We start from the raw sequence: 13,380 nt of genomic DNA on the forward strand, positions 1-13,380 counted from the left end.
CCTATTCCTCAGATCGCAGCCATGGCCACCGGCGTAATGAGCACGACGATGATCTCCTTGTTATTCTGGCCATTGACGCCACCACCGAGCAGGAAATTCCGGGGCGTCCCTACCCCTTTGTAATCGAGGTTGTCATCGGTCTGTTCAAAGCCGCTGATGATGAGTGTCTCGTTGGACTTCATTGCCACGCGCTGCAGGAAATTGCGGGTATCGAGTTCTGGGGATTCAATACGGCTGCCATTGCTTTCGATCTGCCTGATGCCGCGCAGGGTGGAGATGTCGGTAGAGAACTGCAGCATCACCGTGCCGTTGGTCAGCACGTGCGGCAGGATGCTCATATTGAAGCCTGCCGTCACCACCCCTGGAATCAGGGTGGTCGTGGTACCGACCTGGGCCACGATCGAAGTCTGCGAGGATTGCAGGTAACTGGTCTGGCGCGCCACCTGCACCGGTACTGGCTGATTGTTCAGGGTCACCACCGAAGCGGTGGTCTGGCGGCGCACCTTGCCTTGTTCAGACAAGGCATCGATCACCGCCGTGGTCCCGGAGAACTTCGACGAACCGACGATACCCGCCGTGAAATTGCCTGAACCAGGCGAGGCTGGCGTGAAGCTGTTGCTGATGCCGAAGTTACGATTCAGGCTGTTGTAGACCGCCCCCCAGTTGATACCGTATTCGTCGGAATGCGACAGACTTACCGAGAGCACCGTGACATTGATGGCAATCTGCCGTGACAGGGCCTTGTTCTCGCCATCAATGTAGGCGGCGATCTTGTCGAGAGAATCCGGAGTATCAACCACGGTGATAGCGCCTGTGGCAGGCGATGCGAGTACCTTGCCATAGGGTGAGAGCATGACCTTGATGGCATTCTCGATGCCGCTGTAGACCGACAGCTTCGAGGCGACCCCGGTGTTCTGGGAATTGTTGGCCGACACCGCGCTGCCACTGGAACTGCTGCCACCGCCGCTGCTGCCTCCACCGGAGACACCACCGGTGGATGTTGCGCCACTGGTCACGGTGGCCGTGAAAGTGGAGTCGCCCGGAATGGCATTGATCTGGAAGTTACGCGATTCGGTGTGGAAGAACTGAATCGTCCCGTCAACGTATTTCCAGGAGACGCCGAAACGCGCAGCTGCGGTATCGAGCAAGCCCTTGAGCGAACCATTGGCATAGGAGATCCGTACGCCCGTAGAGGCATCCCCCGGCAGGGACAGCAGTTGCGGCGTCGGCGCGGCCGGTAACGGTAGGCGAGCGGTACTAGCGGCAGGCGTACCAGGTGTGGCAGCCGGTGTATTCTCGCCAGGCAATCCAGGGGGCAGCGGCTGGGTGGCATTGAACCCTGTCAGCCCCGGGCGATTACGAAACGCCATGCCGGCCACTTCCTGAGTGTCGGCGGTAACCCTGCTGGGGATACCGGTACGCAAGGTGATGCGCTCGGCCAGTTCGCTCAGCGAAAAGAGGGTGCGGTCGAACGTGGTGGGTTCGTAAAAGATGGGCGGTAATGCCGGCTGCCCCAGCTTGACCACATTCTTGCCCAACCAGATCCCCGTGTCGTGGGTCACCAGCGGCGCCGAGGGCATCACCGCCCCCGGGGCCGTGCGCCCCACTTCCTTGACGAGGCTACCAGTCTTGTCGGTCGCGCCGTCGATCTCGGCTTCCATCTTGTTGATGGCGGTGCATCCGCCCATGATCACCACCAGCGGCGCCAGCGCCCAGTATTTCGACATCATCATTCAGCCCCCTTGGCCACGATACGCAAGACCTTGTTACCCTGATAAAACATGGCTTTCATGGGTATCTCGGCACTTTCCATGCTGCGTGCAACGGTACCGACGGCTTCCTCGAAACTGCCGTGGACTGTGGTCCGGGTCTCGACCGCATAGTCCACCGGCAGCTCCCAGACCAGTTGCCAGCCAGCCTTGCTAGCCCAGCGTGCCAGTGCGGTATTGAGGGTCTTGTCAGAGACGATGATCTCCCAGGTCTGCTGCGCGTCTGGCGCCGTGGGGCTCTGTGGCAGTGCTGCCGGCAGTTGTTCGACATCCGGTACCATCACCGCGGCATTTTTGCCCTTCCCGCCCGTCGCCGATGCCGCGCCGCCTGCACGCGTCTTCTGTCCATCCAGCTTGGCCAGCATGATCACGCCATTGTCGCCATTGGCCACGCCCGTCACCCCGGTATCGCAATCATCGGCAAGACTGTCCTCACCGGCCAGCAAGTCGAACCGGCTCGTCACCGGGAACAGATGCTCGGTGGTAGCCTGGGCATGGGCTGCCTGCATACCACCGACCGACAGGGTGCAACCCAGCGTAAAGGAAAAAATACTTAGTACCCTGTTCATGCATTTGTAAGTAATTTGTTCTGAATACATGACTAACCCTTATGCGTCATTTGGTTGAATTCTTCATCGTCAATATTCTTGTCACGGTTTGCAGCAATACAGAAAGTACTGTCTACCCGGAATTTCTCCTCGAAGCTGGCTGGCTGAACGTTAATTAGCCCGCTTCTGTTCGTTTGATTTCTTGTTGATAGTAAAGAAGAATCAAGACAGAGATTCTCAAAAAATATGACCGCTATTTTCTTAGAATCGGCTCTACCTTTTCTTATAAAGTGCGAACGTTCGATTCATCACGACGTCGCTTTTATCGTCACCGGCATGTCTTTCAAAGGAGGACTGCCCGGTACACGTTCGCCTACATCATCCCGACACCGGCAGGTCGCTTGCACTGGGTCCGCACCCGCGTGGGAATGCGCAGGCCATTGCCAATGGGACTCATTGGACCTACTGCTGCCGCAGTAGGCACTACGCCTGGAGGGGAGGCAGAGCTATCTGTACCAGCCGTCGTGGTGGGTGTCGCAGCGGCCACTGTTGTGTCGGTCGCGCCGGTCGCATGTGCAGGCGGCCCCACCGGCAGCACAGGTCCGGTAGTGGTGCCAGGGATCCCCGGAGGAAGCGGCGGCATCGGTGCAGCAGGTGTAGCAGGCGTGGCAGGCACCGCTGCAGGCGCACCTGATCCAGGCGGTTGATCGGGGGACTTCTCCTTCAGCGCCCTGGACGTGGCGACATCCAGACCATCGGTACCGGTGATGCGTGGCGTAATGAGGAACAGACGCTCCTTGGTGCTGGTGGATTGTGATTCGCTACGGAACAGACCGCCCAAGACCGGCAGGTCGCCCAGCACGGGCACCTTCTGCTTGTTCTTGCTCAAGGCCTCGGCCCGATAACCACCAATCATCAGAGTCTGCTGCGAATCGATGATAGCCTGGGTACTGATGGTCGAACGGGTGACACTGGTGGATACCGTATTGTTGTTGGAATTGCCGGAGTTGCCGTTGTCATTGCTGTCCAACGATCCATCCTCGATGTCCACCTCTAGCCTCACGCGGGTCTGACCACCGTCATGGATGATGCGCGGAATCACGCGCAGCTTGGTTCCGGCAGTGATGTCGGCCAAGTCCGCCACGCGCTCGCCCACCAGCGAGACATAGGCGCTGCGGCTCAGGTCTAGCACAGCGGCTACATTGTCCAGGGTCAATACGGTCGGTGTGGCCAGTACATGAGCATCGCCGTTGGATTCCATGGCCTTGAGCCGGGCATAGAAACGCGCGGCGTTGCTGATGAGCAGTGTAGCCCCCGGCAGCGGCAGGTTCAGGCCTTGCGAGGCAGCAGTGGTGGCATTGATGGTGCTGTTGACCGCTCCGGCGCGCACACCCCATTCGACTCCCATGTCAGAGAGCTTGCTGCGATCGATATCGACGATGAGGGCCTCGATCTCGATTTGCTGCGGCTGGACATCCAGCTCGGCGATTAGCGAGGCATACATGTCGCGCTTGTTGATGTTGTCGTAGATCATGATGGCGTTAAGGCTGGGATCGGCTTCGATGCGCGGACGCCCCTCCTCTTCGTTACCGCGCCCCGAATCTGCCGTGAAAGAGCCTCCGCCGCGCCCGCCGTCCATGCCGCCTCCCGGCATCATCAGGTTGGTGCCATTGCCCATGGGCGCTGAAAACAGCGGTGCCAGGCCTTCTCCCGTGTTCTCCCCTATCGGACCTCGCTCGTTCTTGGGTAGGCGCGACCGCTTGTTGCTGGCGGCATCGAAGCGCGGCGCAGCACCGGTGAGCTTCTCGCCGCTGCTGGGCCCGAACAGCAGGTTGCTGAGAATGGTCTTGATGCCGGGGATGGTTTCGGTCTTGCCGCGCGAGGTGATGACACGGTCCATCGCAGTGGCATACTTGAGGCGGAATATCATGATCTGCCGACCCTTGCGAGCGGCTTTCTTCTCGCTGGCCGGTAACAGCACATTGCGCGCCAGATCGACGTAGCTGCGCGGGCCACTGATGATGACCACGCCCTCATCAGGCAACTCACCCCAACCGAAACGCTCGTCATACAGACCCAGCCCGACTAGGGCCGCCTTGGCATCCTGCACCGCATCCTCGCCCACCTCTAGTCGCTCGGAGGTGTTGTCACTAGCCGATGCCACGTAAAGGGTGTTGTTGTAGACGAACCAGCGAAACTTGTAGGTCGCACCGAGCCGGTTGAGAAACTCAATGCCGTTGTCGGCTTTGAGCCGCCCTTTCACCAGGCGCTCGCCCTCACCGCTCATCGACAGCCGTACCCCATAGGTACGGGAAAAATCCTCCAGCACGCCATTGAGCGTCATGCCATTGGCATTGATGGAGAATCCGCTGTCCTTCCATGCTGCCGGCACTGCTGCATGCAGCGTCGTCCCCCACAGCAGCAGCGCGGCCAGCAACACGCCCATACCCCACGATTTGATCAACTCGCGGATATTCATTTCATTCCCCCGGACTGAGACAACAGTTTGTAGAAGCGTTCTTCGTCGCGCTTGGCATGTTTATCCTGGCTGGAGTGCGTGCGGGACATCGCGGCGCGCCATAGGGCGAGCTGGTTGAGGATCTGTTCCAATGGCTCAGCCAGGTCATGCCAGCCACTCGCACCGGCAATCCAGCGCGACAGCACCAGTCCCGCATCCTGCTCCCAGCCAAGGCCAGCCTCAAATTCCCTGGCACTCTGAAAACTCACGCGCATGGCGTCGGCCAGTGCACTGTCGGTGGGCTGGCCGGCCAGGTAGACGCCTAGCTCGGCGCCCTCTGGCTTGACTCGAAGAAATACCGTTTCACCATCGATGACGACAGGTTCATCCAGCGGCAGGGTCTGCAGCCAGTGGTCTGGGCTTTCCATGGACATGGTGTTACTTGGTTTCGTTGAGTACCGTCTTCAACGGCTTTTGCAGCAGATTGAATTGGGCGCTCATAGCGCTCTTGGTGACAGATTGCTTTTGCAGCAGATCCATGAAGGCAGCCGGATCGGGCATCTCGCCGTCGGCCTGCTGGCGGTTAAAGTCGTTGATCTTCTGGCTGATCTCATCGAACTTCTTGTCCATGTGACGCAGATTCTGCAATACCGGATTGCTCGACATGTCGCTCATCTCCTCATGTGGATGACAGGGGGCTTACGGCAGGTAGGTGGCAGCGACACGGGATTCGGTTCGGATTTTTTGGAAAGTCTGTACCTTCCCGTTCAGGACGGCGCCTGCTCTTTGAGGCGAGCGCTTGCCCCCGCCAAGCCATCACGCAAGGCCTGCACCGCCAGCGCAAAATCGCTGCGCCACTCTCCGCTGGCGGCTTCCAGCCGGCAGCTGCCAGGAGCTAGCGCGGAATCGGTCTGCATTTCCCAGGATGAGGCCGGCAGCAGAGGCTGATCGTCGGGGTGTACCCACAGCACCGCCTCATGCAGCTTGGGCGGCGCCTCCTGGCGTATCCTACGGAGCATGGCAGTAATGCGTTCGCGTGGCGTGAGCTCCAACAGCAGGCGTTCCATAACTTCCTGCGCGAGGTCCACCACCACTTCCTCGATGCGCTCAAGCATGTCGTCCTGCGCTTGCCGCAGCCCTTCCAGCAATACAGCGCCCTGCTGCGCGACCTCCTGCTGCTGTCGCATGACGACGTGCCCGGCCTCCTCTTCGGCCTGCTTACGTACTTGCGCAGCTTCTTCGCGGGCCTGGGCCAGCATCTGTGCAGCCAGTTGTTCCGCATCGCTGGTCACAGTCAGCCCAGTCAAGCGCAACACACCATTGGCTGGACGCAGATGGTCGGGCAGGGTCACTCGCTGCACGGCAAAGTCGCTCATGGGTTCTTTACTTTCCTCAAAACGTTGGGGGAAATCAGCCCTGTTGCGCACGGGTGCAACAGAACTGCCAGCAACGCAGGGCGCGCCGGGCGGCGGCCGATGATTCGCTCACTGGACGACGGCGAGCAGCGGGTAGCGCGTCATCGATGCGGGTTCGTTCGGACATATCCAGCAAACCGCGCAAGCGCGCCCACATCCCAGGAAAATCCTGCTCCAGCCGCCACGCCAATTCGGCCAGGCCGACCACGACAGCGTCTGCCTGTGCGCTATCCGTACTACCGATGTCGGGTACGCAGCGAGTCAACGGCTGGGCCAACGATACCCGCTGGCACCAGCTTTGCTGGTCCCGCGCCAGCGTACCCAGGACCGACTGCTGGCGGTCGCGGGCAGCGAACAGCCCACCGAACAGCCCGGCTCGACGGCGCAGTTCCTGCCCCTGCTGGCTGGCCGCGCTCTGCCAGCCCGGGTCGAACAGACGCGGCAGGTCAGGCGCTAGCGCGGCCTGCTCGCACCAGGCCCGATAGCTGTCACGCCGCGCCACGAGCGTATCGCTCATTCCCGGCAAGGCCGGAGTTTCGATGTATTGCCATGGTGCGAACCACCAGTCGAGGAATGCCTGGCTCAGGATGAGCGGCTCGTGCTCAGAATGGAAGTTCTTCACGATTTGGCCTGGGCTGGCTTATTCGCCGCTGGGGCTGCGGTCGCGGCAGCGGGCGCAGATTCACTCGGATCGCCGGCTTTGGCCTTACGCATCGACAGACGGGCGATCATCAACATGAGCTTGGGGTTGCGCTGGACATTCAGAACCAGTAGCCAGCCACCTGCCAGCAGGATCAGCAAGCCCAGCCCCAGCAAGGTAAAGCCGAGCGCTCTCACCGATGACACGGCCACCACGAAGGGCCCCAGCGTAGTCCATTCGATTCCCGCCGTGGGAACTTCACCCGGCATCATCACCACCGTTACCTTGGCCCGCCCCTCCTCGCCGCTCAGGCCGGGAATACTGGAGGCCACGAGCTTGCGGATGCGCGGCATGACCATGTCCTCGTCCATCGGTGGTCGGTATTTGACGAACACTGCGGCAGATGACGGCTGAATCGGTTCACCCGGCGCAATGCGCTCCGGAAGTACCACATGCACGCGGGCAGAAATAACATGATCGAACTGCTGGAGTGTCGATTCCAGTTCCTCAGACAGCCCGTGGATATAGCGGATGCGCTCTTCCATGGGTGTGGAAATCATCCCTTGTTTCTTGAACACCTCTCCCAGGTTGGACAGGCTGCGGCGCGGCAGACCCGCTTCGTTCATCGTCTCGGTCGCGCGCGAAAGGTCATCCTCCTTGACGATCAGCGTGACCCCCTCTTTGTTCTTCTGCTTTTCGACGCTGATGCCCTTGCGGTTGAGCACCAGGACGATTTCATTGGCATCGCCATCGGATAGGCCCGCCTGCAGGTTGACCGAACGCGAGCAGGCTGACAGCAGGAGCAGCAGCACCAGAATCGCCCCCACGCGCGAAAGGTGCGCCAGCAGCCGGGTGGAGCACCGTGAGCGCGGGCGTACGATCAATAGATTTTCCAGTGGTCGCAAGCTCATGGACTTATTGCAACTTGGTGAGGGAATCAACCGAGGTGACTGCCTTGGATACCACCTTCGAGACGGTCTGCACCCGTAGCTGGAAATAGTTGAGTGCCATCATTGCCTTCATCAGTTGCATGGAGTCTCCAGTGCGGGTGGCTTGTTCCAGCAACTTGGAAACATACTGCTGATCTTGCTTGATCTCTGCCGCCAGATGCGTGGTGCGACCGACGATGACCGAGCCCAGCGAGGCGTTATCGGTCTTTAAGTGGACCGGATCGTTTTTCAGGTGGCGTTCCAGCGCAGCCCGGAATTCGCCGCTGTCGGCCGCATTGGCGGGCTGCAGATCCAGCGTCACGTTATTGTTCTTTCCCAACACCTCAAAGGAATAGCTGGCGCTGGCCGCTTCTGTCATCACACTCATGTTTTTACCTCTCCAGGAAATGGCAGATATTGAATCTCTCCTGAGTGGCCGCTACGTTAGTACCGGTTCCGTTCCGTCGCGTCTCAGAAATCGGGAAGGAGATCGCAATATTGCCCGGCGCAACCAAGGGGTGAAGAGGGATCACAGAACCCGGAGTGCAAGCAGCGTCGCTGCCGCTGGCTTGGCGACAGGGCCGCGCCGGGGGCGATCAGCGGCGGCGTGACGGCCCGAGGTGGATGCAAGCGTACCGAGACTTGCGCGTATTTCAGTGCAAGATGAGGGGCGCGATCACCGCTGCCGACAATCACTTCTGCGCCTGCGGCGCGCTCGCTGCAGCCATTGGCGACGCCGACAGTGTCATCGCCAAGGCTTTCGTCTTCGCCCAGCAGCAGGTCGCCACGTCCGGCGCTGCCTCCCCCGGGCGCGACAGATGACGGCCCTGCCGCAGCAGAAGCATCACCGATGATCTCCATCTGGACGGTACAACTGAGGCTACTGACGCTGACGCTCTGCACCATCGGCGTCGAGGTGTCGGAGCCATTCTTCCCGGTAACGAGCGCCCGTGTGCTGGTATGGCTCAGCGTAGCCTTGACCATGCGTCGGGGCAGCCCTTCGCGGGCTGTGGCAGGTGTTGGCGGCTGCTCGGCACCACACAAGAATTCCGGCATTTTCATCATGCAGGTACTCAGGATGAACCCGGCCGGATGCCTTGGCTCTCCAGCTCGACGTGGCGATCCGTCTGTTCACTGGCGACCAGTTCATGCACCACGGCATAGACATGGGCGACGGCTTCATAGCTTTCTCGCGGAATCAGCGCATCCTCGTCGCAATTAGCGTATAGATGGCGTGCCAACCAGACATGGCGGATGACCGGGATGCCGCACTCGCGCGCGCGCCGGATCATTGCTCGTGCAGTCTCATTCTTGCCTTTGGCCAGCAGCTGCGGAACCATCTCCTGGGTGGCATCGTAGTATAGGGCCACGGCGAAGTGCGTCGGGTTGACCACGACCGCATTGGCGTTGGCGGTCTTGGCCACCGGTGCCTCGTTGGCCCATTGACGCGCCAGGCGCTTGCGCTGTCCCTTGATGAGCGGATCGCCCTCGGACTCCTTGTGCTCGCGCTTGACCTCTTCCTTGTCCATCATCAGTTCCTTCTTGTGGAAGTATTTCTGGATAGCAAAGTCCACCAGGCCGATGCACAGGCAGACCACGATGATGACGTGGAAGATCGCGCGCAGAATGGTCAGAAAACCGTAATAGCTGTCCTTTGGATCACCGCTGGAGAGGGAAACAATATTGGCCAAGTTGCCGCGCACCAGCACATAGACGATCCAGCCGATCAACAAGGCCTTGCCCACGGTGGTCATCAGCTCCACCAGCTTCTTCTTGGAGATGATCTGCTTGAGACCGTTGACCGGATTGAGCTTGTCGAACTTGGGCGTAAGCGCCTCGGTCGCCACCAGCATTCCGAACTGGCCCCAGTGTGCGGCTACGCCGATGACGATGCAGACCACGAAGCAAATGGCGATGACGATAGCCACGAAGATCCCGGCCGAACTGAGGATGGTCATGGCCACTGGTATGAAGTCCTGTCCCACGCCATGGATACCGGCCTCCATCAGATTGGAAATCGCACCGCGCCAGAGCGATTCGGTCGCCATGGCCAGTTCGGCTACCACCACCAGCATCGCCAGACGCGCCAGGTCGCGACTGACGGCGATCTGGCCCTTCTTTCTGGCATCCTCGATCTTCTTGTGGGTGGGTTCTTCGTTCTTTTCTTCGCTCATCGCTTCCCCGCATCCGTCAGGCTGGCCAGCAGGTCCAGCAAATGGGCAAAATCGCCGGTCACGTGATGCGAAAAAGTGGCCCAGTACATCAGCAGAATCAGCAGTCCGACCAAGCTCTTGATGGGTGCCGAGGCGAAGGAGACCTGTAGGTTGGAGGCGAATACACCAATGATGGCAAAGGCGAATTCGATCAGCATCAGGGGAATGATGACGGGCGCGCCATAGACTACGACGTACCACAGGAATTCGCCGAAACGCTTGACCAGCACTTCGAAATGCCCTGGTTCGAAAGGCGGTAGCAAAGTGTAGGCGGGCCAAAGTGCATAACTTTCCAGCAGGATGCGCGCCAGCGCCGAAAACAGCCCTGCCTGCACCATCACAAGCACCACCGCCTGCAGCAACATGGCACCGATGGCACTGGCATCACGATCGACACTGGCGTTGTTGGCCTGGATCTGGATGGGTGAGCGCTGCATATCGAAGATCGAGCCGATGGATTGCGTGACCCACAGCGGCAAGGCCATCAAGACGCCGAAGAGCAGACCGATCATCGCTTCCTTGAAGGCCAACATGGCCGAGAGCAGGAAGTCGGGAACTCGGTCCTGGACGAACAGGAAGGTGGGTACTGCGGCCGGCAGCGCGATGGCCATGGCGGTCGCATTCTTGACCATCCCGGTCAGCACGTTGAGGCCAAAACCTGGCAGGATCACCAGGCACACCAGCACGCGCGGCGTGACGATGGCGATGGTCACCATCAGCGAATGCAGGTCGATCAGCGTAGAGGATTGCATGGGCGCTGCGGCCTCAGCGGCCGATGTCGGGGACCATGGTCATGGCCATGTCCGCCAGCCGCAGCAATTCCACACCGATCCAGCGCCCCATGGTCGCCAGCGTGACGGCTACAGCCATCAGCTTGACCACATAGGGCAACGTCTGGTCCTGGATCTGGGTGACAGCCTGGATCAGAGAGACTACCACCCCGCACAGGGTGGCAATGACCAGCGGTGGCGCCGACATCATCACCGCCATCCACAGGCCTTGCTGGAAAAAATTGAGCGTATCAGCCATGTTCGCTTTCTCTTGAAATTCTGTCGACCCGGTCCGCCATGTCAGACATAGGACAGCGCGAGCGCATTGAGCAACTTGCCCCATCCGGCCACCAGCGTGAAGAGCAGCAGCTTGAGGGGGATGGTGATGGTCTGCGGACTTACCTGCTGCATGCCCAGCGCCATCAACAGATTCGAGATCAATAAGTCGATGATCACAAACGGGATGTAGATCAGGAAGCCGATCTCGTAGCCGGCCTGCAATTCCGACACCACGAAAGCGGGTATCAGGACCAACGCATCACTGGGTCGCGCCTCCTTGGCAACGTCCTTGGGCCAGAGTTTCCTGGCCGATGCCAGGAATAGCTCGCGCTGCTCCGGCCGGCTTACCTTCATCATGAATTTGCGCAAAGGCTCGAAGGATTCCTGAGCCTTGACCAGTAGCGGCGTGGTCCGCGAACTGACCTGCGAACTATCCATCTGCAATGCGTGAACTCCGATTTCCTGTACCGTTGGCGCCATGATGAACACACTGAGCGCCAGCGAAATCCCATAGATGGCCAGTGTCGGCGGAACCTGCTGCACACCGATAGCGTTGCGCAGCACCAGCAGCACCAGCGATATCTTCAGGAACGAAGTCGTCGTCACCACCAGCAGCGGGATCAGTGCCAGCAGGGCCAGCAGGATTGAAAACGAGACGACATCGAACTGATTGTTCAGCATGTCCCCCCCCAGTGGACGATACGGATGCCTAGAGCGCCCTCGACATCTACCACCTCACCTTGTCCAACCCGTCGTCCCGCGCAAAAGATACCGATGTTGCCAGGATGGCCCGACTGCAGTGCAAGAATCGATTGCGGCGCCAGACTGCGCAGCGTTCCCAGTGGCAAGGCAATGCGTCCAAGTTCAAAGACCAAGGTCAGCGACAACTCTTCCAGCGGAGCTGACGCATCGTCGTGCTGGCCGCGTCCCCCTGCTGGCGAATCCGGCGCTGCGCCGAGGTCGAGATCCTCTACTGATTCCATATCCAAGCCTGACTCCGATGAGATGAGTTGCAGTTGCCCGGGTGCTATATAGCGCACACGCCAGTTGCGCCCGGCCAGATTGAGCCTGCCCATACCACTGCGCTCGAAGGCCGGACGGGAGGGCAAGATGATGTCCCCCGCCGCCAGTGAGGCGCAGGCCGACTCGCCCAGTCGATGCCATCCGAGCACGACCGGTTGACACCAGGGGATCTCAAGAAAGTCGTCTTCTGGCGCTCGCAGCGCGGTGACCTCACACTCCTCCAGCAAGCGCAGCCAGGTCTGTGGAGTCGCGTGAAAGCTGCCCAGCATCAAATGACCGTCTTGATGCAGGCTGAACTCCAGAGCGCAAGTCTGCGGCTCGCTGGTGATCGGTGCACGCCTGATCTGTGATGTTCGGCACAGCGGGGTACCCTGCAGCTTGGCTGCCACGGCAGCGGTAAGCCAGTCCGGGCAGTCCTGGCCCGACGCATCGGCCAGCGCGGCCGTCAGATCGATGCCGGTCAACACGCGCAGCCAGCGTGCGCCATCGTCGAGCCTTACGGAACCGGCTGCGCCCGACAGCAGAAGCGCGGCGTTTGCTGCTTGCGTTCCCGGGCTCGCCGGAGCCAGGCGCAGTGTTAGCTCGGCCTGCTGGGGCGGCAGCACCATGCGCAGCCCACGTCCGACCTTGCGCGTCAATGCCGCCAGGCTGGCAGATACCTTGGGCGCACGGTGCAGGAGAGGATTCGCGCTCAACGGTGAGGACCCGAGGTCCTGCTCCGTCAGATCGCCGGCAACGATATCGGTCATGAATGGGCATCCTGCTGCATGGTTGATCGTGGGCGCATGGGGACCAGGTAGCAGCCGGCTAGAGCACCGCCAGTCGCACGCTTCTGCCCATACGTCGCGCCAGCCCCTTTTCCAGTTCCATTCTTTTGCCGAGCAGGGTCTCGCGCAACCGGTCACTTCCGGCCGCCAGCAGGAACGAGGCCAGGGAATCCCGCAGGTCGGTCAGCACGGCCAGGGTCTCGCCGTTGGGCAGCATGACCTCGAAGACACCACTATGGGCCTGCACGGGCAGCAGATCCAGCAAGGCCTCGGTATCGAAATTCAGTGTCGCATCGGCGCTGCCCAGCCTGTCCTCGGGCTGGCTTTCGCCCTCCCCGGAGTGCCCTTGTTCTCGACCATCGAGCAGCACGAGGCAGCCTTCCATGCGAGTTGCATCGCTGGGATTCGCAGGCACCCGTTCGCTGCTGCTCGAGATGGAGGATCGCTCCTGGGCCACACGTCTAGGAGCCGCTGCAGTACGTGCACGCGCATTCATCTGAGGGCTTGTCTGACTATGGGATGGAGCCGCCGGCGGCATGGGCGGCAAGTGCGCAGTGAATGGCGGTACG

16 protein-coding genes are annotated in these 13,380 nt (G+C 60.5%); all 16 read right to left on the bottom strand.

The annotated features are described in order from the left end of the window. Positions 1 to 8 precede the first annotated feature (8 nt). The 16 genes from pilN to RC54_RS13110 all read right to left on the bottom strand — a co-directional run bounded on the left by pilN (position 9) and on the right by RC54_RS13110 (position 13,196). Positions 9 to 1,730, bottom strand: coding sequence for a PilN family type IVB pilus formation outer membrane protein (gene pilN / locus RC54_RS13035; RefSeq protein ID WP_061790320.1), 1,722 nt, complete (start codon positions 1,728 to 1,730; stop codon positions 9 to 11). Next, positions 1,730 to 2,338: a toxin co-regulated pilus biosynthesis Q family protein gene (locus tag RC54_RS13040; protein ID WP_244216339.1), complete on the bottom strand. Its 609-nt coding sequence runs from the start codon at positions 2,336 to 2,338 to the stop codon at positions 1,730 to 1,732. The genes pilN and RC54_RS13040 overlap by 1 nt, the downstream gene beginning before the upstream one ends. A gap of 352 nt (positions 2,339 to 2,690) precedes the next feature. Continuing rightward, positions 2,691 to 4,796, bottom strand: a complete 2,106-nt coding sequence (gene sctC / locus RC54_RS13045) for a type III secretion system outer membrane ring subunit SctC (protein WP_058895600.1) — start codon at positions 4,794 to 4,796, stop codon at positions 2,691 to 2,693. After that, positions 4,793 to 5,209, bottom strand: coding sequence for a hypothetical protein (locus tag RC54_RS13050; RefSeq protein WP_058895601.1), 417 nt, complete (start codon positions 5,207 to 5,209; stop codon positions 4,793 to 4,795). Before RC54_RS13050 ends, sctC begins: the two co-directional genes overlap by 4 nt. Positions 5,210 to 5,213: 4 nt before the next feature. Continuing rightward, positions 5,214 to 5,441 (bottom strand): hypothetical protein, encoded by a 228-nt coding sequence (locus RC54_RS13055; RefSeq protein WP_017453244.1) that lies wholly within the window; start codon positions 5,439 to 5,441, stop codon positions 5,214 to 5,216. A gap of 101 nt (positions 5,442 to 5,542) precedes the next feature. After that, entirely contained in the window at positions 5,543 to 6,151 is a 609-nt protein-coding gene (locus tag RC54_RS13060) for a FliH/SctL family protein (RefSeq protein WP_058895602.1), read from the bottom strand. Positions 6,152 to 6,185: 34 nt separating this feature from the next. Beyond that, positions 6,186 to 6,812, bottom strand: coding sequence for a hypothetical protein (locus RC54_RS13065; RefSeq protein ID WP_058895603.1), 627 nt, complete (start codon positions 6,810 to 6,812; stop codon positions 6,186 to 6,188). Next, positions 6,809 to 7,741: a type III secretion system inner membrane ring lipoprotein SctJ gene (gene sctJ / locus RC54_RS13070; RefSeq protein ID WP_231738590.1), complete on the bottom strand. Its 933-nt coding sequence runs from the start codon at positions 7,739 to 7,741 to the stop codon at positions 6,809 to 6,811. Before sctJ ends, RC54_RS13065 begins: the two co-directional genes overlap by 4 nt. Before the next feature lie 4 nt (positions 7,742 to 7,745). Continuing rightward, on the bottom strand, positions 7,746 to 8,147 hold the full coding sequence (locus tag RC54_RS13075) for an EscI/YscI/HrpB family type III secretion system inner rod protein (protein WP_061790318.1): 402 nt from the start codon (positions 8,145 to 8,147) through the stop codon (positions 7,746 to 7,748). Positions 8,148 to 8,230: 83 nt separating this feature from the next. Beyond that, on the bottom strand, positions 8,231 to 8,824 hold the full coding sequence (locus tag RC54_RS25255) for a hypothetical protein (RefSeq protein WP_156481332.1): 594 nt from the start codon (positions 8,822 to 8,824) through the stop codon (positions 8,231 to 8,233). Between the two features lie 8 nt (positions 8,825 to 8,832). Further along, the gene (sctU, locus tag RC54_RS13085) at positions 8,833 to 9,933 is read right to left on the bottom strand and encodes a type III secretion system export apparatus subunit SctU (protein ID WP_058895607.1); all 1,101 of its coding nucleotides are present in this window, start codon (positions 9,931 to 9,933) and stop codon (positions 8,833 to 8,835) included. Beyond that, on the bottom strand, positions 9,930 to 10,724 hold the full coding sequence (sctT, locus tag RC54_RS13090; protein ID WP_017453237.1) for a type III secretion system export apparatus subunit SctT: 795 nt from the start codon (positions 10,722 to 10,724) through the stop codon (positions 9,930 to 9,932). The genes sctU and sctT overlap by 4 nt, the downstream gene beginning before the upstream one ends. 13 nt (positions 10,725 to 10,737) lie before the next feature. Continuing rightward, complete coding sequence (sctS, locus tag RC54_RS13095; RefSeq protein ID WP_058895608.1) at positions 10,738 to 11,001, bottom strand: type III secretion system export apparatus subunit SctS; 264 nt, start codon at positions 10,999 to 11,001, stop codon at positions 10,738 to 10,740. Between the two features lie 41 nt (positions 11,002 to 11,042). Beyond that, complete coding sequence (gene sctR / locus RC54_RS13100) at positions 11,043 to 11,702, bottom strand: type III secretion system export apparatus subunit SctR (protein WP_017453235.1); 660 nt, start codon at positions 11,700 to 11,702, stop codon at positions 11,043 to 11,045. After that, on the bottom strand, positions 11,696 to 12,793 hold the full coding sequence (sctQ, locus tag RC54_RS13105; protein WP_058895609.1) for a type III secretion system cytoplasmic ring protein SctQ: 1,098 nt from the start codon (positions 12,791 to 12,793) through the stop codon (positions 11,696 to 11,698). The genes sctR and sctQ overlap by 7 nt, the downstream gene beginning before the upstream one ends. A gap of 58 nt (positions 12,794 to 12,851) precedes the next feature. Beyond that, positions 12,852 to 13,196 carry a hypothetical protein gene (locus tag RC54_RS13110; protein ID WP_058895610.1) on the bottom strand — a complete coding sequence of 115 codons (345 nt, stop codon included), beginning with the start codon at positions 13,194 to 13,196 and terminating at the stop codon, positions 12,852 to 12,854. Positions 13,197 to 13,380: the final 184 nt, after the last annotated feature.

It is taken from the genome of Herbaspirillum rubrisubalbicans (assembly GCF_003719195.1).
Taxonomy (GTDB): domain Bacteria; phylum Pseudomonadota; class Gammaproteobacteria; order Burkholderiales; family Burkholderiaceae_D; genus Herbaspirillum; species Herbaspirillum rubrisubalbicans.